Below are 21,237 nucleotides of genomic sequence, written 5' to 3'. Positions count from 1 at the left end.
TCACCATGTATTTCAGCAAGAACAAGGATATTAACCAGTTAGTGCGAGAGCTGCTTCTGCTTGGCTGGACTTATGCCAAAGGGCGGCATTACAAGCTTTTTCCACCCAATGGCTGCGGCATGGTTATTGTCCCCACCACACCAGGTGATCGACGCGCCTTCCAGAACTTTCGCCGCGACGTGCGAAAGCATTTGCATAGCTGCGCCGAGCAGAAACGGCATTCCCATAGGGAGGTTATGCCATGAGCCCGGTTATTCTGGTGTCGCTGGACTGGCGGCGACCACAGGATGGCAAGACCGGTCTAGGGATCGGTTCGATTGCTGCTGCCCTGCAAGCTGCTCATGTGCCGTGGCGAGTTATTGAAGCTCAGATCAATAGCTCCGAGTTTACTTTGGAGCAGGTGCTCTGTGAGTTACTGCAGGCAATTTCTGAGGCAGGCCCGGGATGCTTGGTCGGTTTCGGGACCTATGTATGGAACGACTCTGAGGTACAGAGCCTGATTCAACAGGTCAAGAATAGCGGGGCAAGAATCGTGCTCGGCGGACCTCAGATATCCTACATGGCCAAAGGACAGCTGGAAGGCACGTATCCGGAAGCGGACTATTTTGTCCGTGGCCAGGGGGAGATGGCAATGGTGGCACTGGCTCGTGGGGCCCTGCCTTATGACTGTGGCATCCACGCCGCTGGTACTCCCGACTTGGGCCATAAGGCGGATCATGACTTGCTGGCCTTGCCCTCGCCGTTCCTGCTGGGCATAGTCGAACCGCAGCCCAGCATTCGCTGGGAAACTCAGCGAGGTTGCCCCTTCAAGTGCGCTTTCTGCCAGCATCGCGAGCCGGGAAAGCGGCTCAAACACCAATGGTTCGATGAGCAGCGCCTGGAGCGGGAGTTGGCACTATTTGCTGCTGCAGGGGTTGAACGGATTTCGGTGTTGGATCCCATCTTTCACACCAAGACGTCACGTGCCATCGATGTATTGAGCAGCGTCAAGGCAGTCGGCGTGTCTGCCCAGCTGTCGCTGCAGTGCCGTTTCGAGACCTGTAGCCCCGAGTTTCTTGATGCACTCGATGGGCTAGACGTGACCTTAGAGTTCGGTCTGCAGACAACTGTAGAAGCAGAGTATCGTGCTATTGATCGGCCCAATCATATGAAAATCGTTCGTGACAAGATCCAGGAGCTACATGCGCGGCAGATCGACTTCGAAGTTTCCTTGATTTATGGACTGCCCAATCAGACGCTGAGTACTTTCCGTACCAGTGTCGATTGGTGCCTAAAGCAAAAGGTTCCGCGGTTACGAGCCTGGCCGTTGATGCTGCTGCGTGGCACGCCTCTCTATGAGCAGAAGGCGCGCTATGGGTTCAGGGAAAGCCTCGGTCAGCGCATTCCTGTCGTGGTGGCCAGCCATAGCTTTTCCGAGGCGGATCATGCCGAGATGGCTCGCATCGCTCTGGCGCTTGGGGAGAAGTGATGGGCGTTTTTGTTGCGATCGAGGGATTGGACGGTGTTGGCAAAACCACGGTAGTTCAGCAACTGGCAGAACGCTTTTCCGGCCATGCGCTGAGCACACCGGGCCGGGCACTACGTGATAGTCGAAAGCCCGTGCTGGAAGCCTTCGCAGAAGATGAACTGGCCAAGGCATTATTCTATACGGCCAGCGTATCCAGCCAAGGCAGGCTAGCACACAGCTTGGCAGAGCGTGGCGAATGGGTCTTCGTGGATCGCTACTGGGCCTCGACACTAGCATATGCCAAGGCTCGCGGTGTCACCGCAGATCTGGATCAGTTGGGCAGGAGTCTGATCCAACCTGACTTGACCATTCTACTAATACTAGATGAGCCGGAGCGGCAGCGCCGACTGCATAAGAGGGGGGCAACTATTGAAGACATTGAAACGCTGGATCCAAAATTCCGCCAGTGCGTGTTAGAAGAGCTTCGTGCTCACGCCAATTTGATAGTCAACCTAAGTTTCCAAGAGCCGCAGGCCGCCTGCTCAATTATTGCGCAAGCTATTCGAGATCAGTTCTGAGACTGGGTTCGTACCTAAATTATTCTAAAGGACGCAGAACGAATCCAAAATGATCATGATTGAGGGCGCCTGCCATCGAGAGAAGCTTTTTGCAAAGGCTGGTTTCAGTGTTACGTGTCATCTGTGCGTGCCGTATTGCGTGCCGTTTCTTGCGGTTTTCTATGACACGCTATGCACCTTAAAAATATGTTATATAAATATTTCTTTTAAATTGATTATAAAGATCAGTTGCTTATGCCAATTTGGAGATGCTCTACGAAGCCATGTGACACGTAATTCGAGGTGACTTGTAATCAGTAGGTCCCGGGTTCGACTCCTGGTGTCGGCACCACTTAAAGTGGTTGAAAATCAGTAGCTTAGTGAATATGAGAAAGCCGCCTGACAGGGCGGTTTTTTCGTATGTGTCTACAAAGTGTCCACGGCGGAGAAGGGTGGTGTTTTGCCTCCAGGACTGTAGCCTCTCGGGGCAGGTGCGGTAGACTGGCAGACATGTCGTCGAGAACGCGGCACGCATAAAGAGAAGGAGTAGCCCCACCATGCGTTTTGTCCCCCACTTTGCTGACGGCTCGGAGTTTCCCCAGGCGTTGGGCAAGATTGTATGCGTAGGCCGTAATTACGCCGATCATGCCAAAGAGTTGAATAATCCGGTCCCCACCGAGCCGTTGCTGTTCATCAAGCCGGCTACCAGCGCGGTGGACCTGGCCGAGCCTTTATCGCCGCCGTTCTCCCGCGGCGAGGTTCATTACGAGATCGAGCTGGCGCTGTTGATCGGCGAGACATTGACTCACGCCTCCCATGACGAGGCCGAGAGTGCGATCGTGGGGATCGGCCTGGCTCTGGACCTGACGCTGCGCGATGTACAGACTCGGCTGAAGGAAAAGGGCCACCCTTGGGAAGTCGCCAAGGCGTTCGATGGCGCCTGCCCGCTCTCTAGCTTCCTGCCCTTGCCTCATGTGCCCAACTGGAATGCGCTGATGTTCACGCTCGAGATCAATGGCGAAAAGCGCCAGCACGGCGAGGGTGCGGACATGCTGTTCCCTGTGCCGACTCTGGTGGCCGAGATGAGCCGCCATTTCACCCTGCAGCCGGGAGATGTCATCCTGACCGGGACGCCGGCGGGAGTGGGGGAATTGCCCCGTGGGGCGGCGCTGCGCATGACGCTGACCGGTGGTCTGGAAGTGAATACCAACGTCATTGAATAGCAAGTATCCGGCAGATTCGTCCCGTGATATTTCTCGGGACGAATCTCGCCCTATTGCCAGTGGGTCACTCCAAGTAGGTATAGCCCTGCAATCCCGCGCTCAGATCGTCCAGGAAGCGAGCTTGCTCCTCCGGGGATAGCTCACTGGCAGCCAGTTGGTCGGCAAGCTTGGCCTTGAGCACCTCGGCGTCGAAGTTGACGTAGGCCAGAACATCGGCCACGCGATCGCCTCCCAGTTGATTGGTAAGTACCCACTCGCCGGCGTCATCCAGGGCGGCATCGACGGAATCCGTATCGCCGAACAAGTTATGCAGATCGCCGAGGATTTCCTGATAGGCACCGACCAGAAAGAAGCCCAACAGTCGCTCCTCACCTTCCTGCCATTCGGGCAGGGGTAGCGTGCTTTCCACGCCCTGACCGTCCACGTAGCTGTCGATACGGCCATCGGAATCGCAGGTAATATCCTGAATAACGGCGCGCCGGACCGGCGGACGGTCAAGCCCCGAAAGGGGCAGCACCGGAAATATCTGCTCGATTCCCCAGACATCCGGCACCGATTGAAACAGCGAAAAGTTGACGAACAACTTGTCGGCTAGCTTTTCGGCGAGTTCATCGGCGATTTCCCGATGGGCGCGGTTGCGCGAATCCAGCTGGGTCCGCAGGCGGGCACAGGCGGCAAGATAGACGCTTTCGCCTTCGGCCCGGGCGTTGATATCGCTCAGCCCCATGACGAAGCGGTCCTGGAGCTCGCCCACGGCTTGCAGCAAATCGTGCCAGGCTTCAACCAGGCTGCGCGGCTCCTGGGGTTCGGCAAGTTGGTCCAGAACGCGCCACAATTCGAGGACATGGCTATTGGAAGAATTGCGATGTGCCGGTGGTGTCTCCTCGATACGCTCTTCACCGATGACATTGGTGATCAGTACGGCGTGATGAGCCGTCAAGGCGCGGCCCGATTCGCTGATCAAGTGCGGTAGAGGAAGATCCTCCTCGCGGCATAGTTGATGGAAGGCGCCCACGACGTTGCGCGCGTATTCCCGCATCGAGTAGTTGGCCGAGCAGAAGCTGCGTGAACGCGTCCCTTCGTAGTCGATCCCCAGGCCTCCGCCCACGTCCACGGTGTCGATGGGAGCGCCCAAGGCAAGCAGGTTCTGGTAGAAGCGGGCGCACTCGCGCAACCCACGCTGGATGTCGTGAATATTGGCGATTTGCGAGCCCAGGTGAAAATGCACCAGCTGCAGACTGGACAGCGCCTGCTGATTGCGCAGGGTTTCCACGACCTCGAGAATCTGCCCGGCGGTAAGGCCGAACTTGGACTTCTCGCCACCGCTGTTCTGCCACTTGCCCTTGCCTACCGAGGCCAGGCGCGCGCGCAGGCCGATACGGGGCGCTACCTGCAGCTCCCGGGCTTCGTCCAGAATCATCTTCAGTTCGGAGAGCTTCTCTACTACCAGGTAGACGCGATGGCCGAGTTTCTCGCCCATCAGGGCAAGGCGGATATACTCGCGATCCTTGTAGCCATTGCAGACGATCAGCGAAGAAGCGCCGCCCGAAAGTGCCAATACGGCAAGCAGTTCCGGCTTGCTTCCCGCTTCCAGGCCCACCCGGCCGCTGCCGCGTTCAGCGGTGGCCAGTATCTCCTCCACCACGCGGCGCTGCTGGTTGACCTTGATCGGATAAACCGCCGTATAGCCGCCGCTGTAGTCGACTTCCTGCATGGCACCATCGAAAGCGGCGCAAAGCTGCTCGACCCGGTCGTGCAATATGTCGCTGAAGCGTACTAGTACCGGCAGGCGCAATCCGGCTGCGCGCAGTTGCGTGACCAGGCTCTTCAGGGGCAGGGCCGGGCCGCCGGCCTCCTGTCCGTGTGGGCGGACCAGGGCATCGCCCTGCTCATCGACATCGAAATAGCCGCTGCCCCACTGGTCGATGTTCCAGGTACGGCGTGCGCGTTGTGCCGCCTGGCCGTTGGCGTGTTCAGTGCTCATGAGGAGACCTTGGAATCGGGCCGGGGGATGGGCAGCGTGCCGTGATCCAGGCGCGCCCTGAGAATGGTGCGGAAACGTTCCGGGTCGTGGGGAGTCAGGTCATGCGCCGGTGGGTCGACGTAGACCACCAGCAAGCGCGATAGCCAATAGCGCAGGGCGGTCATGCGCAGCATTATCGGCCACAGGGTGCGCTCGGCATCGGTCAGCGGACGACGGGTCAGGTAGGCCTCGAGGATGGCGTCGTGACGCTCCATGTCGAGGCGGCCGTCGTCGCCGGTGGCCCAGTCGTTGATCACGATGGCTACATCGAACAGCAGATCCCCGGTGCAGCCATTGTAGAAATCGATGATGCCGCCGAGCCGGTCGCCTTCGAACAGCGTATTGTCGCGGAACAGGTCGCCGTGCAAGGCGCCCTGGGGCAGCTCGGGCTGGTCGGAAAAGGCTATTTCGTACTCGTCGACCTCGTTCTTCATCATCGACTGGTCGTCCGGGCTCAGGTAGGCCAGCACCTTGTGGTGCAGCGCCTTGAGCCAGTGCAGGTCACGGGGGTTGGGGCGGTGGCCGGGGAAGTGCTGCGAGACTGCATGCAGCCGCCCCAGGGTATCGCCCAGTATCCGGCACTGGGTCAGGTTGGGAGCCTCGGGATGGCGCCCCGGCAGTCGGGGAAACAAAAGCGCCGGCTTGCCGGCAAGGCTGTGCAGCGCGACGCCGTTGCGGTCATGGATCGTACCCGGCACCGGCAGGCGATGCTCGTCGAGATAGTCGAGCAGCTCGACGAAGAACGGCAGCTCTTCATGCTCGCCCTGCTCGAACAGGGTCAACACCAGCTCGCGGCGATCGGTGGTGACGAAGAAGGTGGAGTTTTCCGTTCCCCCGGCCACGCCCTGCAGCGCTACCAGCGTACCGACATCGAAATCTTCCAGGAATGCGGCGACCTGCGCGTCGCTAAGCGGGGTGAATACAGCCATGAGAATCTCGCCCGGTTGCTAAGCCCTCTATTGTAGCGATTTGCACCTGGAGTTGGCAGCACTGTATGCAAGACGGAACAGTATGCAAGACGGAACAGTATGCAAGGCGGAACAGTATGCAAGGCGGAGCCAATCGACCACGTACAATCCACACCTGCAGTAGAGTGGCTCAACGCGTATCATGAGGGCTTATATCTTTCCTGTTCTGACGGATCACGTTTATGGCTGCCCCAATCGTCCTCGTTGATGGTTCCTCCTATCTGTATCGCGCCTTTCATGCCTTGCCGCCGCTGGTGACGTCCACGGGCCAGCCGACCGGGGCGATCAAGGGGGTGCTGAACATGCTCAAGCGCTTGATCAAGGACTACCCGCAAAGCCCGATGGCGGTGGTCTTCGACGCGCCGGGCAAGACCTTCCGCGATGACCTGTATGAACAGTACAAGGCACAGCGCCCGCCGATGCCCGATGACCTGCGCTCCCAGGTGGCGCCGCTGCACGCGTGCGTCAAGGCGCTCGGCTTGCCGTTGCTGTGCGTCGAGGGAGTGGAGGCGGACGATGTGATCGGCACCCTGGCCCATCGTGCCACCCAGGCGGGCAGGGATGCGGTGATTTCGACCGGCGACAAGGATATGGCTCAGCTTGTCAACAATCACATCACGCTGGTCAATACCATGAAGGACGAGCTGCTCGATATCGCCGGGGTGGAAGCGAAGTTCGGCCTGCCGCCGGAGTTGATCATCGATTACCTGGCCTTGATGGGCGACAAGGTGGATAACATCCCCGGGGTGCCCGGCGTGGGTGGGAAAACCGCACTTGGATTGCTGCAGGGGATGCAAGGCGGGCTGGATGCCATCTACGCGGATCTGGAAAAGGTCACCACGCTGAGCTTTCGCGGCGCCAAGACCCTGCCCAAGAAGCTCGAGGAGCACCGCGAGCAAGCCTACCTGTCCTACAAGCTTGCCACCATCAAGGTCGATTGCGAGTTACCGGTGGGCCTGGATGACCTGGACATCGCCCATCCCGACCGCGAGGCGCTGCAGGAACTCTATCGGCAGCTCGAGTTCAAGGCGTGGCTGGCCGAGCTTCTCGAAGGGCGCGACGAAGGCGTGGATGATGTCGCTGGCGGCACCCCGGCGTCCGACTCGCCTGGCGAAGCAGGTGACACCCCCCAGGCCCCGGTCGCGGCAAGCAACGGCATTCCACGTCGGGACCAGGTGATCCTGACCCAAGCGGAACTTGATGCGTGGCTGGCGCGCCTGAAGGCCGCCGACCGCTTCTGCTTCGATCTGGAAACCACCAGCCTCAACTACATGGAAGCCCAGATCGTGGGAATCGGTCTGGCACTGGAGCCCGGGGAGGCGGCCTACATTCCCGTGGCCCACGATTATCTCGATGCGCCACAGCAGCTGGATCGCCAGGCGGTACTGGATGCGCTGGCACCGCTGTGGCAGGACCCCGCCAAGACCAAGGTGGGCCAGAATCTCAAGTACGATATCTCCGTACTGGCCAATTACGCCATCAGCGTGGAAGGCCCCTTGGAAGACACCATGCTGGCTTCGTACGTGCTCAACTCCACGGCGACACGCCACGATATGGATTCCCTGGCGCTGCAGTACCTGGGCGAGTCCACCATCCGCTTCGAGGATATCGCCGGCAAGGGGGCCAAGCAGCTCACTTTCAACCAGATCGCCCTGGAACAGGCCGTTCCTTATGCCTGCGAGGATGTGGATATCACCTTGCGTCTTCACCAGCATCTGACGCCGCTGATAACAGCGCAAGGACGCTTGCGCGAGGTGCTGGAAACCCTGGAGCTGCCGCTGGTGAAGGTGCTGTCGCGCATCGAACGCCAAGGAGTGGCGCTCGATAGCGAGCGCTTGCATCAGCACAGCGTACAGCTCGCCGAGCGTATTCATGACCTGGAACAGCAGGCCTTCGCCCTGGCCGGGCGCGAATTCAACCTGGGTTCGCCCAAGCAGCTCGGCGAGATACTGTTCGACGAGCAGAAGATTCCGGTCATCAAGAAAACCCCCAAGGGAGCGGCTTCTACCGCCGAGGCCGTTCTCGAGGAGCTGGCGCTGGACTACCCGCTGCCCAAGGTGATCATGCAGCATCGTGGCCTGGCCAAGCTGAAATCGACCTATACCGACAAGCTGCCGCGCCTGGTCAACAAGGCGACGGGGCGGGTTCACACCAGTTACCATCAGGCGATTACCGCCACTGGACGGCTCTCTTCCTCGGACCCCAATCTGCAGAATATTCCCATCCGCACCGAAGAGGGGCGCAAGATCCGCCAGGCTTTCGTGGCGCGCCCGGGTTATCGCATCGTGGCGGCGGACTACTCGCAGATCGAGCTGCGCATCATGGCTCATCTCTCGGAGGACAAGGGGCTGCTGGAGGCGTTCGCCGAAGGCCGCGACATTCATACCGCCACCGCCGCGGAGGTCTTCGGTGTCGGCCTGGACAGGGTGAGCCACGACCAGCGCCGCAGCGCCAAGGCGATCAACTTCGGCTTGATCTACGGCATGAGCGCCTGGGGCCTTTCACGGCAATTGCACGTGGAGCGAGGCCAGGCGCAGACCTATATCGACCGCTATTTCGACCGCTATCCCGGGGTGGCGCGCTACATGGACCGTATCCGCTCCCAGGCGGCCGACGAAGGCTTTGTCGAGACCCTGTTCGGTCGGCGGCTATATGTGCCGGAGATTCGCTCGCAGAATCGTAACCGTCGCCAGGCCGCCGAGCGTACCGCCATCAATGCCCCCATGCAGGGTACGGCGGCGGATATCATCAAGCTGGCCATGATCGACGTGGACGCCTGGCTGCGTGAAGGGCAGATGGACGCGGTGATGGTGATGCAGGTTCACGACGAGCTGGTGTTCGAGGTGCGCGAAGACCAGGTGGCGCCCTTTATCGAGGAAGTGAAGAACCGCATGCAACATGCCGCTGCCTTGAGCGTACCGCTGCTGGTGGAAGCCGAAAGTGGCGAGAACTGGGACGAGGCGCACTGAGGCGCATAGACGCATAAAAAAAGAGAGCCCGCACGGCGGGCTCTCTCTATCTAGGTTATTCGATGAGCTACCCGGCGGATTGCCCGGTGTCGCTTAGCGCCAGCCGACACGATCGAAGATGCGTACCGCTTCGGGGTTGTTTTCGCCCAGTACGCTGATGTTCAGATCATCCATCTTGAAGTCACCCCAGGATTCGAGAACCTCGGCTTTCTTTACGCCCTCCACGACCGGGAATTCGTTGTTGCCGGACGCGAAGAGCTCCTGGGCGGTATCGGAGGAGAGGAACTCGAGAAAGCGCACGGCGTTATCCTGGTTGGGGGCACCTTTCACCACGCCAGCACCGCCGACATTGATATGGGTGCCGCGATCTTCCTGGTTGGGGAAGATGATGCCCACTTTCTCGGCCGCTTCGCGATCCGCGTCGTTGTCGGACTGCAGCAGACGCACGTAGTAGTAGTGATTGGCGACGGCAATGTCACACTCGCCGCTGGCCACGCCGCGGATCTGGTCGGTATCGCCGCCTTCCGGCTGGCGCGCCATGTTATCGACGACGCCTTGAGCCCACTCTTCTGCCCCTTCCTCGCCGTGATGCTCGATCATCGAGGCCAGCAGGGACTGGTTGTAGATATTGTTGGAGGAGCGGATGCAGACCCGGCCTTCCAGTTCGGGGTCGGCGAGATCTTCATAACTACCGATTTCGCTGGGGTCGACCGCCTCGCGATTGTAGAAGATCGCCCGAACGCGCTGGCTGAATCCGAACCACTGGCCATCCGGGTGGCGCATGGCTTCCGGCAGTCGCTCGGCCAGCACGTCGGAATCGATATCCTGGAAAATGCCTTCCTGTTCGGCGCGCCACAGGCGGCCCGCGTCCACAGTCATCATCACATCCGCCGGGCTTGCTTCGCCTTCGCGCAGGATACGCTCGATGAGTTGGTCGGAATCCCCTTCCAGGACATTGACTTCAATGCCCGTCTCTTCGGTAAAGGCGTTGTACAGTGCTTCGTCAGAATCGTAGTGGCGCGCCGAATAGATATTCACCTCGTTGGCGGAGGCGTTGGCGGCAACAGAGGCGCCTGCGATGAGGGCGGCCAGCGGCAGGACGAGTCGTGAGTGCGGGAACATGAGTAGCCTCTTCAATTACAATGGATGAATGGTTTGCTTGTTAATGATAATGCGTTGCATTTATTTTAATATTTAAGCGCCTTGCCCGCTCGGTTGTCAACTGAATGAAAGCGATAACCTCACGCAGGTAAAATTGCGCCGCATTTAGCAAGATTTCGCGTTAGCATGGAACAAATTTCGTTCAGACGGGGCCATGTATATTTCATGAACAGCCAGTCGAATCTGTCCACTACCGAACCCGCTGTCGGGAGCCGGACGCCGGTGCTTGCCCTTGACAACATTCGTCATGCCTATGGCCGCCACACTGCCCTGGAAAACATCAATCTGGAGATGCATCCCGGCGAGGTCGTTTGCCTGCTGGGACCTTCGGGATGCGGCAAGACCACTCTGCTGCGTATCGTCGCCGGCCTGGAAGTGTTGCAGCACGGGAGCTTGGCGCTCAATGGGAAAAATGTCGGCGCTCGCGGCAAGGCACATGTGCCGCCGGAGAAACGCAACGTGGGGCTCGCCTTCCAGGATTCCGCTCTATTTCCTCACTTGACGGTGCTGGAGAACATTACCTTCGGTCTGAAGGCCTTGCCCGGTCGTCAACGTCGCCGGCGGGCCATGGAGATGCTCGAGCAACTGGGCATGACCGCCTATGCCGACAGTTATCCCCACACTCTTTCCGGAGGGCAGCAGCAACGTATCGCCCTGGCCCGAGCCCTGGCCCCCGAGCCGCAGTTGATGTTGCTCGATGAGCCATTTTCCAGCCTTGATGCCCGACTGCGCGATCGTATTCGCGATGACACACTGCACTTGCTGAAGAAAGTGGGGGCAGGCGCCTTACTGGTCACCCATGATCCCGAAGAAGCCATGTTCATGGCCGACCGCATCGCTCTGATGCACGAAGGCCATATCCTGCAGATGGGAACGCCGCGTGAGCTCTACTGCGCGCCCCAGCATCCCTTCGTGGTGACATTCTTCGGTGAGGTCAATACGCTGGAAGGCGAGGTGCAACATGGCGCGGTAGCTACGCCGGTGGGGTCGGTGGCGGCACCGGGCCTGGCGGAGGGATGTCGCGTGCAAGTGATGATTCGACCCGAAGCGCTGCGCATTGTCGAGCTGGACGAACCGGCCCTGCACAAGCACAGCCATATCATCATGGCCAAGCTGCTGGGACGCACCAGCTTGCTGCATATCTGTGCCCACGGCAATGACGGCCGCGAAGCCCACCTGCATGCGCGGGTACCCGGCGTCTTTTTGCCCGCAGATGGGCAGCCGGTCTCGATTTACCTGGACCCGTCACAGGTGTTCGTCTTTCCCCTCGACCCTGAAGCTTCCCGGGCGGGAGCGGCGCATGGCGAGGCTGAGCAGGATCACCGGAATTATGCCCACTGCCACGATAGCTAGCGAGGCGGTGGATGCCTCGGCCAGGCGTTCATCCGCCGCCAGATTATGCGCTCGCACCGCCAGGGTATCGAAGTTGAAAGGGCGCAGGATGATCGTTGCCGGCAGCTCCTTCATGACATCGACGAATACCAGAATGCCAGCGGCCAGCAGACTGCCCCGCATGATGGGCGTATGTACGTGGCGCAGGGTACCGCCCGGCGACTGCCCCAGGGTGCGCGAGGCGGCATCCATGCTGGGCGTTACCTTGCCCAGGCTGGCTTCCAGCGTATTGAAGGAAACCGCCAGAAAGCGCACCACGTAGGCGTAGAGCAGGATGAACGCCGAACCACTGAAGATAAGCCCGGCGATAAAGCCGTAATGCTGGCGTAAAAAGCTGTTGATCTGATCATCGAGCCAGGCGAAGGGAATCAGGATGCCGACCGCGACCACCGAACCGGGTATGGCGTAGCCCATCGCCGCTACGCGGGTGGCGCTGCGTGTGACCGGCCCGGGGTGCAGACGTACGCCATAGCTCAAGACAAGCGCCAGACCTACCGCCATCAGCGCGGCAATCGACGCCAGGAACAGGCTGTTGGTAGCGAAACCCAGAAACCGCGTTCCCAGCAGTGCATCCCCTTTGACGATCGCCAGGTAGCCCAGCAAGCCGCTGGGAATGAGAAAACCGACGAGTACCGGCAGCAGGCAGGCCAGGCAGGCCGCCAGGCCGCGCCATCCTTCCAGGCGATACTCGGGCAGTTGCTGGTAGCGGCTCGACGTGTGGAAGTAGCGACGCTTGCCGCGCGACCAGCGCTCCAGCAGCACGAATACGATCACGAACGCCAGCAGGCAGGCCGCCAGTTGAGCGGCGGCAATCTGCTCGCCCATGCCGAACCAGGTGCGATAGATGCCCGTGGTGAAAGTGTCCACACCGAAATACTGCACCGCCCCGAATTCGTTGAGTGTTTCCATCAACACAAGCGATACTCCGCCGACGATGGCAGGCCTCGCCAGCGGCAGCGCCACACTGGTGAACAGCCGCCAGGGGCCGCGTCCCAGAGTGCGCCCTACATCGAGTACACATACCGATTGCTCCAGAAAAGCGGCCCGCGCCAGCATGTAGACGTAGGGATAAAGCACCAGCGTGATCAGTGCCGCCGCGCCGCCCAAAGAGCGAATATTGGGAAAGTAATAGTCGTTGCGGCCCCACTCGAACAGCTCGCGCAACCAGCTCTGCAACGGCCCGGCATACTGCAAAAAATCGGTGTAGGCGTAGGCGATGACGTAGGTGGGCACCGCCAATGGCAGCAGCAGTAGCCATTCGAACAGCCGCCGTCCGGGGAAGCGGCACATGACCACCAGCCAGGCCGTCCCGGTACCGATAATGAAGGTTCCCAGCCCCACGGTCACGACCAGAAAAAGCGTGTTGCTCAGGTAGCGCCCCAGCACTGTGGTGGCTAGGTGCTGCCAGATGCCTTCGGTGGGCATGAAGATATGGGCGAGAACCGCCACGACCGGCAGCGCCACGACCGCTGCAACGACGATGGTCAAGGCACTCCAGATGTTGAAGCGCAGCGACAGCCGTCGATAGAGGGAGGACGGCCGTAGGGTGGTGGGGCGGGTCAAGCGGGAGCTCCTTTCGGGCAGTCTTTCGAATGGGGACGGCTGATTGGGAAATGGCGAATGAGAATAGTATCAGCTACCGGCTTTGGCTGCAGGTTTGCTTGCTTATCGCCTACAGCTTGCCGCCAACCGTTTGACGCAAACCGCTTATCGAAAACAAGGCGCCCACCGCGGACAGGCGGTGGGCGTCGGGACTTCAGGCAATGTCTAAGCCTTGCAGGATATTAGCCCAGCAGGATGGCCGGTAATCCGGTAATGATCCAAGGAAAGAATGCCATCAGCAGACATGCCAGCAGGATCAAGGCCACGAAGGGAATCACCGCCTTGTAGAGATCGACGATTTCCACGCCGGGAGGTGCCACCCCTTTCAAGTAGAACAGGGCATAGCCGAAGGGCGGAGTCAAAAACGAGGTTTGCAGTACCACCGCCACCATCACCACGAACCACAGAACATCCACGCCCATGGTATCGACGATCGGCAGCATGATCGGAAAGCTGAGCAGCACAATTCCCGTCCAATCGAGGAACATCCCCAGGATGAATACCAGAAACAGCATCAGGATCAGCGCACCGACGGTACCGCCCGGCATCGCCATTACCACGTTATGGATGACATCCATGCCGCCGCCGATGGAGAACACCCCGGTAAAGGCGGTGGCTCCCACCACCACCAGCATCACCATGGTGGTGGTCTTGCTGGCCTCGATCAGTGTGCGGTAGCAGGTCGACAGCTTGCGGTCGCCGAAGATCAGAAACAGCAGGAAAGCGATGAACACGCCGATGGCCGAGGCCTCCGTGGCGGTGGCGATGCCCAGGAAGAGCGAGCCCAGGACCCCCAGTATCAGCGACATCGGTGGTACCACGTACTTGCCGAGCATGATCAGCAGCTGGCCGGTGGAGGTCTCGGCGCGCTCCGCAGCGGGTACGGCTGGCCCGTAGCTCGGTTTGAAGAAGCAGATCACCAGCACGTAGAGGGCATACATCATGCCCAGCATCACCCCTGGCACCAGGGCGCCGGCGAATAGTGCACCCACCGAGACTGGCGAGTAGCTGGCCATCAGGATCAGCATGATGCTCGGCGGGATCAGGATGCCCAGGCAGCCGCTGGCCATGATGACCCCGGCGCTGAGTTCCTTGTTGTAGCCGTACTTCAACATCGGCACCAGGGCGATCATGCCCATCACCGCGATGGAGGCGCCGACGATGCCCGTGGTGGCGGCCAACAATACCGACACGATGACCACCGTCAATGCCAATCCACCACGCAGGTTGGCCAGCAGCAGGCGCATGGTATCGAACATCTTCTCGGTGACGCCGGAGTCGTTGAGGAAACGCGCCATCAGCACGAACAGGGGAATGGCCACCAGAACATAGTTATCGATGGAGTTGCCATAGATGTTGTTGATCAGGATGCCTAGTGTCTTGGCACCGGGGCCGAACCAGGCGCCGAGTACCGCGACACCGCCGAGCACGAAGGCCAGCGGATGGCCCATGAACAAGCCGATCAACAGCCCGGCGAACATGAACAGGGTGAGTATCTCGGCGCTCATGCGGCATTCCCCTTGCGTAGTTCACCGCAGGCGCGGATGACGATGGCCACCGCCTGGAGTAGCAACAGCACGGCGGCAACCACGATAACCCCCTTCACCGGATAGACCGGGATGGACATCATGCCGTAGGTGGTTTCGCCACGGCTGTAGGAGCGCTCGAAGAAGGCCCAGCCGAAGGTCAACAGCATCCAGGCGAAGGGCACGAAGAAAATCAGATAGCCAAGTATTTCCAGCACGGTCTGTTTTTTGCGTGAGAGCAGGCGCTTGAGCACGTCGACCTCGACATGGGCGTGATGGCGAAGGCCGTAGGCGGCCATCAGCATGAAGTGGGCGCCGAACAGCATTTTGGTCACATCGAAGGCCCAGTCGCTGGGGCGGCCAATGAAGAAACGAGCGGCTATATCATAGATTACAATCAGTGTGATCACGGCAAGCAGCGGAGCGATCAGGCGTCCGAACCCCTCGTTGAGGGCATCGATGGCCCTGGCAATGGTGTTCATGGTAAGGCTCTCGGAAGTGGGCGAATCAGACGAGTAAGAGTGGCATCGAAGCGGAATTGGGGCCGCCGGAAGGGGCCGGGTCCCGCAGGACCCGGCCTGACCCGCTTACTGGTTCATGCAGGCCTCAAGCTCTTCCAGGGACGGCAGGTTGTCCGTGGTACGGCTCATGTTGAAGGGCACGGTCACGTCGCGCCAGTTGGCGTAGTGCTCGAGATAGCTGATCATGGAGTGGTAAACCTTGGCGTGCATCGGGTCCTCGCAGGCACCACGCAGGATTACTTCATTGGTGATCTCCTGAATGCGCGCCAGATCTTCCTCGGGCAGCTGATTGATCGTCATGCCCTCTTCCTTGAACTTGACGGTGGCCTCGGTAGATTCGCGCTCCGACCAGGCCAGCGACCAGGCCATGGTGGCTTCGGCCGCGATCTTCAGCTTCTCCTGGGTCTCCTCGGAGAGAGCGTCCCAGGCGTCCTTGTTGATCATTACGCCGAATACGCTGGCGGATTGGTGCCAGCCTGGGGTGGACCAGTAGTCGGCAACTTCACCGAAGCCGGCTTTGTAATCGACGCCCGGTGTGGAGAACTCGCCGGCATCGATCACGCCACGCTCGATGGCCTGGTAGACTTCCCCACCGGCCAGGGTGACCTGGGAGCCGCCCAGTTCTTCCAGCACGCGGCCCTGGTCGCGGCCCGACAGACGCAGGCGCTTGCCTTCCAGATCGGCGATGCTCTCGATGGGAGTGCCGCCCATGAAACCGGATTCGTTGTTGGTGATGCCGTAGGGCAGGTAGACCATGTTGTAGTCGCCGTATACCTCCTGATAGAGGTCGAAGCCACCCCACTGATTGATCCAGTTCAGATAATCCACGCCGTTGAACAAGCTGGTGGTGGTAGCCAGCGGCGAGAAGGCCGGGCTCAGGCCGGCCCAGTAGCCGGGCCAATCGCCAGCGGCCTCGATGGCACCGGTTTCGGTGGCATCGAATACCTCGGTGCCGGGCATCAGGGTGCCGCCGGCGCGAAAGTCGATGGTGAGCTCGTCACCGGCCAGCTTGTTGACCAACTCGGCCCAGTGGCGGTCGATCTGAATCAGGTCCAGGTTGTCGGGCCAGGTCGAGGTCATGGTCCAGCTTTCCTGGGCCTGAGCGGTAGAAGAGATGGCGGCGAGAGCGACCCCGGCGGCAAGACTGGAGATGGTGAACTTCGTTGTCTTTTTCATGGCTATTTTCCCTGGTGTTTGGCGTACGAGGTTGTTGGTATGGATACTACCTGGAAACAGGAAAGATAATGCGCGGAAGCATGACGCGAACGTAAAGTACCGCTCATTGGCGACCGCTGATCCAAGCTAGCATAGTTCCCCCATTGCAGTGCAATATCAGCAATTAAAGAAGAATGCTCTGACATTGCTCCAAAACGAGCGTTTTATTTGTTTCGTTTCAATTGCTTATTTAATGTCGCAGGCCTCGCTTGCGGATTCTTTTGATGCCTAAATCGTTGAAAAACGTTATTTTTACATACTAAAGTTGTAAGCGATGACCTCGTCAAACGGCAGCCCTTCCTAGCGTCAGCCCGCTGGCAATCGCTCCAGCAAGGATCACGAATGGCTCTTTTCACTCCCGACACGCAGGCCAGACGCCAATTGCGTTTGTTGCTCGGTTACACCCAACGCTTGCGACGTCGCCGGTGGCGTGCCCTGGCCTGGCTTCAGGGAGATGCAGACGAGTGTCACCAGCAAGCGCAGGCCTTGTGGCATGCCCGTGAGTGGCAGGCGCCGCTGTGGGTGAGTGCGACAAAGCCCGACGCGTTGACGGCGAATGACTGGCTGCGAGCGGGGCAGGCGAGATCTCGCCTGGGCGGCGAGCATGAGCTGGTGGTATTCGATGCGGTAAGCGAAGGGTCGGGGCTGGACCCGGATGCCCTGGGAGCTCTCGCCGGAACGCTGACGGTCGGGGGGCTGCTGGTGATAATGACGCCTTCCGCCTGGGGGCGGGCACCGGACGCGGAATATGCCCGCTTCGCCGATTATCCGTACCACGCCTCGGCGCTGTCGTCGCATTACCTGGAGCGCTTTGCCCGGTTGCTGAAAACGTCTGACCAGATCGTGCGGTGGCGTCCAGGCCAAACGCTCGAACTCCCGCGATTGGCGCGCCGCGAGTCAGGCCAAGACGAATCACCGGCCGATCCGGCTTGCATCAGCATGGATCAGGCCGCAGCGGTCGAGAGAACCACCCGCCTGCGACGCAGGCGACCACTGGTGATAACCGCCGACCGCGGGCGGGGCAAGAGCGCCGCTCTGGGCATCGGCTGTGCCCGGCTCCTGCAAAAGGGAGTGAGCAGAATCGTGGTGACGGCGCCAAGTACCGGCGCGGTGGAAGCGCTGTTCCAGCGCCTTGAAGCGCTGTGTCCAGAAGGCCGGCGTCAAGGCACGGATTTCTGCCTGGCAGGTGACACTCCGAAAGTGGTCAGCTTTATTCTCCCCTCCATTTTGGCCCAGGAAGTCGAGGCGGGGCGCGAGGGAGGAGAGGGCAGTTATCTACTGGTCGACGAGGCTGCGGCGATCGCGCCGGCCTTGCTCGGCCAATGGCTGGTGGCATTCCCGCGCATCGTCTTCGCCACCACCGTGCATGGCTATGAAGGCTCGGGACGTGGCTTCGCCCTGCGCTTTCGCCAGCGCTTGCAGCAGCAGACCCCCGAATGGCGCGAACTGGTCATGCGCACGCCGATCCGCTGGGCGCCAGGTGACCCGTTGGAGCAGGTCATCGGCAAGGTCTTGGTGCTCGATGCGGAACCGGAAGCGATAATGGAGGAACCATTGACGCGAGTGTGTCTGGAGCGTGCAGCATTGGCCCGAGATGAGCCACGATTGAGGAGAGTCTTCGGACTCCTGGTGCAAGCTCATTACCGCACCACGCCGAGCGACCTGCGCCAGTTGCTGGACGGCCCCACGACACGCCTGCAGGTATTGGAAAGCGAGAGCCGGCCCCAGGCGGTGCTGGTAACCGGTGAAGAAGGCGGGTTTGGTGCGGAATTGGCAGAAAGCGTCGCCCAGGGCAAGCGCCGCCCCCAGGGCCACTTGTTGGCGCAATCGCTGGCCGCCCATGCCGGGAGCCGCCAGGCGGCGCGGCTACGTTGGCGCCGGGTGATGCGGATTGCCGTGCATGCCGAGCGGCGGCGCCAGGGTTTGGGCAAGCGACTGCTCGAAACCGATATCGCTGACGCTCGTCTGGACGGAGTGGACCTCTATGGCGCCACCTTCGGTGCCGAACCCGGATTGATTGCTTTCTGGCGGGCCATGGGATTCAAGGTGGTACGACTGGGGCTCAGCCATGACATCACCACCGGCGAGCATGCGGTCATGGTGGCGCGGCCCCTGAGCCCGGCGGGTGAGGAATTGGTCGCGTATTTGCAACACCGATTTCTGCTGACGCTTCCCGGCCTGCTGGCCTTCGAACTCACCCGCCTGGCCCCGGATGTAGTCGCGGCTCTGCTGGCGGATATGCCCCCACCCACACTGGATACAATAGCCACCCTGCAGGATTTGCACGACGTGGCCCATGCCCACCGCGAACCGAGCCTGGCCCGCCCGGCCTTGCAAGCCTTGGGGATACACGGCTGCCGCCAAGGAGTGACGGAGGACAACGTACAAGCCCTCGAGGCGTTGGTTGGCTGGGCATTCCAGGGGCGGGCCTTGTCCCGGGAGCGACGGGCGGCCTTGAAACCGCTGCGCCGGGCGGTGGCCCTGCTGCTGGCGGATGAAACCCTTTTCCCCACTGGCGCGCACCGGTAAAGTGACGCCGTTACCTCAGTGAAGAGTTCTTATGAACGCACATCTCGAACAGCTTTCACCCACGCTTGTGTGGCGCCATTTTCGTACCTTGTGCGACACCCCCCGGCCTTCCGGCCACGAGGCCGAACTGGTAGCGAAGCTGCAGCGCTGGGCCGATCAACGTGGCCTGAAACACGATCGCGACACCTTCGGCAACCTGCGTATCGTCAAGCCAGCCACGCCGGGGCATGAGTCGGCGCCGGGCGTGATCCTGCAGGGTCACCTGGACATGGTGGCACAGGCCAACGCCGGCCATGACCATGACTTCACCCGCGACCCTATCGCTACCTATGTCGAGGCGGGCTGGCTTCATGCCCGCGAGACCACGCTCGGCGCCGACAACGGCCTGGGGGTCGCCGCCGCCCTGGCGGTACTGGAAGACGACGAGTTGACTCACGGCCCGCTCGAAGCGCTCTTCACCCTGGAGGAAGAGACCTCCATGGGTGGTGCCTTGAATGTGGCGGAACAGTGGCTTGAAGGAGACGTGCTGCTCAACCTGGATTCCGAAGACCGGGGCGAAGTCTATATCGGCTGTGCCGGCGGTGCCGACGTGGTGGTCGATGCGCAACTGCCGACCACGGCGCTCACCGAGCAGGAACAGGTCATGCGCCTGGCGTTGACCGGTCTGAACGGTGGCCATTCGGGCATGGATATCGACAAGGGGCTGGGTAACGCCAATCGCTTGCTGGTCCGGGTGTTGCGCAAGCTGGAAAGCCACGGCATGCGCCTGGGCGACTATCACGGCGGAACGCTGCGTAACGCCATACCGCGCGAGGCCTTTGCGAGCCTGTTTCTGCCCCGTGATGAAGTCGCCGCCGCTACCGCCCTGGTAGCGGAGCTGGAAGCAATACTGCAACGGGAACTGGGGCCTCTCGAAGCGGGGATGCGTCTCTCCCTTGAGCCTGCTTCGGAACCCGAATCCGAGCAGGAGGCACTCACCGCCGATGCCACCGGCATGCTGGTGGCCGCGCTGCACTCGGCACCCTGCGGCGTGGAGCGCATGAGCAGCGAAGTCCCGGGGGTTGTCGATACCTCGAACAATCTCGGCGTGGTGAACTTGGACGCGGGGCGCTTTCATCTCTGTGCGCTGGTCCGCTCGTTGCATGACAGTGCGGTATTCGACCTGGCCGATCGGTTCAGCGCCCTGTTCGGCCTGATCGGCGCCCGGGTCAAGGTGGAAAACGCCTATCCCGGTTGGGCGCCGCACGCCGACAGCGCGCTATTGGCGCGTTTCTGTCGGGTACACGAATCGCTGCTGGGCGCCGCCCCCGAGGTAAAGGTGATCCACGCCGGGTTGGAGTGCGGCATTCTGGGCAGCAAGTATCCTGCCCTGGACATGGTCTCCTTCGGCCCGTTGATCCGCGGCGCGCACTCTCCCCAGGAGCGAGTGGAGCTGGACTCGGTGGAGGAGTTCTGGAAGGTCTTGCGTGCCTTGATCGAAGACCTGGCCCGCACGAGCTGAAACGACAACCGGCACCTTGAAGGTGCCGGTTGGGACATCGTGCCGAAGGGTAGCGGTCAATCGCTCGGCAGGACCTAGCCGAGGTAGGCGTTAAGCATCCACACGGTCTTTTCCTGTTCGCGGATATAGTCTCCTGCCTGGGCAGCGGTGCCTTCATCGTCGGCATCCGACGCCAGCGCCAGCACTTCACGCTGCAGCTCGATCAGTGTCTGGTAGCCCTTGAGAATGCCCCGAACGCACGCTTCGCCGTCTTGGACATTCTTGTCTTCCTGAATCTGGGTCATGCCGATGTAATCGCTGTAGGCGTGTACCGGCTTGTGACCCAGTGTCAGGATGCGTTCGGCCACTTCATCGACCTTGGTGAGCAGGTCAGTATAGAGCTCCTCGAACTTGTTATGCAGCTCGAAGAAATGCGGGCCTCTCACATTCCAGTGATAGCCGCGCACGTTCATGTAGAAGATCTGGTAGTTGGCCAGCAGATGGTTGAGTTTCTCGGCGAGTTGGCTGGCACTGCTTTCGTGCAGACCGATGCTATTGGTATCTGTCATTGCTTGGCTCCTTGACTGTCCCGAGGATGTCGGACTCATTGCACAATAAAATGTA

At 60.6% G+C, this 21,237-nt stretch carries 16 protein-coding genes; 8 read left to right on the top strand and 8 right to left on the bottom strand.

All coding sequences use genetic code 11. From position 1 onward, the window contains the following. Positions 1-5: 5 nt before the first annotated feature. The 4 genes from R5M92_RS12700 to R5M92_RS12685 all read left to right on the top strand — a co-directional run bounded on the left by R5M92_RS12700 (position 6) and on the right by R5M92_RS12685 (position 3,227). Positions 6-245: a hypothetical protein gene (locus R5M92_RS12700; RefSeq protein ID WP_346796317.1), complete on the top strand. Its 240-nt coding sequence runs from the start codon at positions 6-8 to the stop codon at positions 243-245. Next, positions 242-1,468, top strand: coding sequence for a B12-binding domain-containing radical SAM protein (locus R5M92_RS12695; protein ID WP_346796316.1), 1,227 nt, complete (start codon positions 242-244; stop codon positions 1,466-1,468). The genes R5M92_RS12700 and R5M92_RS12695 overlap by 4 nt, the downstream gene beginning before the upstream one ends. Continuing rightward, entirely contained in the window at positions 1,468-2,025 is a 558-nt protein-coding gene (locus R5M92_RS12690) for a dTMP kinase (protein ID WP_346796315.1), read from the top strand. Before R5M92_RS12695 ends, R5M92_RS12690 begins: the two co-directional genes overlap by 1 nt. A gap of 536 nt (positions 2,026-2,561) precedes the next feature. Next, a complete protein-coding gene (locus R5M92_RS12685; RefSeq protein ID WP_346796313.1) occupies positions 2,562-3,227 on the top strand; it encodes a fumarylacetoacetate hydrolase family protein in 666 nt (221 codons plus the stop codon). A 64-nt stretch (positions 3,228-3,291) separates the two neighbouring features. On the opposite strand, the gene speA is transcribed toward R5M92_RS12685, so the two are convergent. Next, positions 3,292-5,211, bottom strand: coding sequence for a biosynthetic arginine decarboxylase (speA, locus tag R5M92_RS12680; RefSeq protein ID WP_346796312.1), 1,920 nt, complete (start codon positions 5,209-5,211; stop codon positions 3,292-3,294). Beyond that, positions 5,208-6,179, bottom strand: coding sequence for a homoserine kinase (locus R5M92_RS12675; protein WP_346796311.1), 972 nt, complete (start codon positions 6,177-6,179; stop codon positions 5,208-5,210). Before R5M92_RS12675 ends, speA begins: the two co-directional genes overlap by 4 nt. 221 nt (positions 6,180-6,400) lie before the next feature. Between R5M92_RS12675 and polA the strand changes: the two genes are divergently transcribed. Continuing rightward, positions 6,401-9,187, top strand: coding sequence for a DNA polymerase I (gene polA / locus R5M92_RS12670; protein WP_346796310.1), 2,787 nt, complete (start codon positions 6,401-6,403; stop codon positions 9,185-9,187). A 93-nt stretch (positions 9,188-9,280) separates the two neighbouring features. Here the strand turns inward: polA and R5M92_RS12665 are convergent, their stop codons facing one another. After that, a complete protein-coding gene (locus R5M92_RS12665) occupies positions 9,281-10,309 on the bottom strand; it encodes a Fe(3+) ABC transporter substrate-binding protein (protein ID WP_346796309.1) in 1,029 nt (342 codons plus the stop codon). 204 nt (positions 10,310-10,513) lie between these two features. Here R5M92_RS12665 and R5M92_RS12660 point away from each other — a divergent pair, with 204 nt between their 5' ends. Beyond that, a complete protein-coding gene (locus R5M92_RS12660) occupies positions 10,514-11,701 on the top strand; it encodes an ABC transporter ATP-binding protein (RefSeq protein ID WP_346796308.1) in 1,188 nt (395 codons plus the stop codon). Here the strand turns inward: R5M92_RS12660 and R5M92_RS12655 are convergent. From R5M92_RS12655 to dctP, 4 genes are all read right to left on the bottom strand, one after another. Continuing rightward, complete coding sequence (locus R5M92_RS12655) at positions 11,594-13,258, bottom strand: ABC transporter permease (RefSeq protein ID WP_417339163.1); 1,665 nt, start codon at positions 13,256-13,258, stop codon at positions 11,594-11,596. The genes R5M92_RS12660 and R5M92_RS12655 overlap by 108 nt on opposite strands. Positions 13,259-13,524: 266 nt before the next feature. Continuing rightward, a complete protein-coding gene (locus R5M92_RS12650) occupies positions 13,525-14,850 on the bottom strand; it encodes a TRAP transporter large permease subunit (RefSeq protein WP_346796307.1) in 1,326 nt (441 codons plus the stop codon). Beyond that, positions 14,847-15,350, bottom strand: coding sequence for a TRAP transporter small permease subunit (locus R5M92_RS12645; protein ID WP_346796306.1), 504 nt, complete (start codon positions 15,348-15,350; stop codon positions 14,847-14,849). The genes R5M92_RS12650 and R5M92_RS12645 overlap by 4 nt, the downstream gene beginning before the upstream one ends. Before the next feature lie 105 nt (positions 15,351-15,455). Beyond that, a complete protein-coding gene (dctP, locus tag R5M92_RS12640) occupies positions 15,456-16,565 on the bottom strand; it encodes a TRAP transporter substrate-binding protein DctP (RefSeq protein ID WP_346796305.1) in 1,110 nt (369 codons plus the stop codon). A 381-nt stretch (positions 16,566-16,946) separates the two neighbouring features. On the opposite strand from dctP, the gene R5M92_RS12635 reads away from it, so the two are divergent. Then, positions 16,947-19,133 (top strand): tRNA(Met) cytidine acetyltransferase TmcA, encoded by a 2,187-nt coding sequence (locus tag R5M92_RS12635; protein WP_346796304.1) that lies wholly within the window; start codon positions 16,947-16,949, stop codon positions 19,131-19,133. 31 nt (positions 19,134-19,164) lie between these two features. After that, positions 19,165-20,634 carry an aminoacyl-histidine dipeptidase gene (locus R5M92_RS12630; RefSeq protein ID WP_346796303.1) on the top strand — a complete coding sequence of 490 codons (1,470 nt, stop codon included), beginning with the start codon at positions 19,165-19,167 and terminating at the stop codon, positions 20,632-20,634. 74 nt (positions 20,635-20,708) lie between these two features. Here the strand turns inward: R5M92_RS12630 and R5M92_RS12625 are convergent, their stop codons facing one another. Continuing rightward, positions 20,709-21,182 (bottom strand): Dps family protein, encoded by a 474-nt coding sequence (locus R5M92_RS12625; RefSeq protein WP_346796302.1) that lies wholly within the window; start codon positions 21,180-21,182, stop codon positions 20,709-20,711. Positions 21,183-21,237: the final 55 nt, after the last annotated feature.

The sequence above is a fragment of the Halomonas sp. Bachu 37 genome, from assembly GCF_039691755.1.
GTDB classification, from domain to species: Bacteria; Pseudomonadota; Gammaproteobacteria; order Pseudomonadales; family Halomonadaceae; genus Vreelandella; species Vreelandella kashgarensis.
This window is presented reverse-complemented; position numbering and strand designations above follow the sequence as displayed.

Excerpts from the sequence above, each read along its gene's own strand:
- R5M92_RS12700 (WP_346796317.1), top strand. The coding sequence starts at position 6 with ATGTATTTCAGCAAGAACAAGGATATTAACCAGTTAGTGCGAGAGCTG.
- R5M92_RS12695 (WP_346796316.1), top strand. The coding sequence starts at position 242 with ATGAGCCCGGTTATTCTGGTGTCGCTGGACTGGCGGCGACCACAGGAT.
- R5M92_RS12690 (WP_346796315.1), top strand. The coding sequence starts at position 1,468 with ATGGGCGTTTTTGTTGCGATCGAGGGATTGGACGGTGTTGGCAAAACC.
- R5M92_RS12685 (WP_346796313.1), top strand. The coding sequence starts at position 2,562 with ATGCGTTTTGTCCCCCACTTTGCTGACGGCTCGGAGTTTCCCCAGGCG.
- speA (WP_346796312.1), bottom strand. The coding sequence starts at position 5,211 with ATGAGCACTGAACACGCCAACGGCCAGGCGGCACAACGCGCACGCCGT.
- R5M92_RS12675 (WP_346796311.1), bottom strand. The coding sequence starts at position 6,179 with ATGGCTGTATTCACCCCGCTTAGCGACGCGCAGGTCGCCGCATTCCTG.
- polA (WP_346796310.1), top strand. The coding sequence starts at position 6,401 with ATGGCTGCCCCAATCGTCCTCGTTGATGGTTCCTCCTATCTGTATCGC.
- R5M92_RS12665 (WP_346796309.1), bottom strand. The coding sequence starts at position 10,309 with ATGTTCCCGCACTCACGACTCGTCCTGCCGCTGGCCGCCCTCATCGCA.
- R5M92_RS12660 (WP_346796308.1), top strand. The coding sequence starts at position 10,514 with ATGAACAGCCAGTCGAATCTGTCCACTACCGAACCCGCTGTCGGGAGC.
- R5M92_RS12650 (WP_346796307.1), bottom strand. The coding sequence starts at position 14,850 with ATGAGCGCCGAGATACTCACCCTGTTCATGTTCGCCGGGCTGTTGATC.
- R5M92_RS12645 (WP_346796306.1), bottom strand. The coding sequence starts at position 15,350 with ATGAACACCATTGCCAGGGCCATCGATGCCCTCAACGAGGGGTTCGGA.
- dctP (WP_346796305.1), bottom strand. The coding sequence starts at position 16,565 with ATGAAAAAGACAACGAAGTTCACCATCTCCAGTCTTGCCGCCGGGGTC.
- R5M92_RS12635 (WP_346796304.1), top strand. The coding sequence starts at position 16,947 with ATGGCTCTTTTCACTCCCGACACGCAGGCCAGACGCCAATTGCGTTTG.
- R5M92_RS12630 (WP_346796303.1), top strand. The coding sequence starts at position 19,165 with ATGAACGCACATCTCGAACAGCTTTCACCCACGCTTGTGTGGCGCCAT.
- R5M92_RS12625 (WP_346796302.1), bottom strand. The coding sequence starts at position 21,182 with ATGACAGATACCAATAGCATCGGTCTGCACGAAAGCAGTGCCAGCCAA.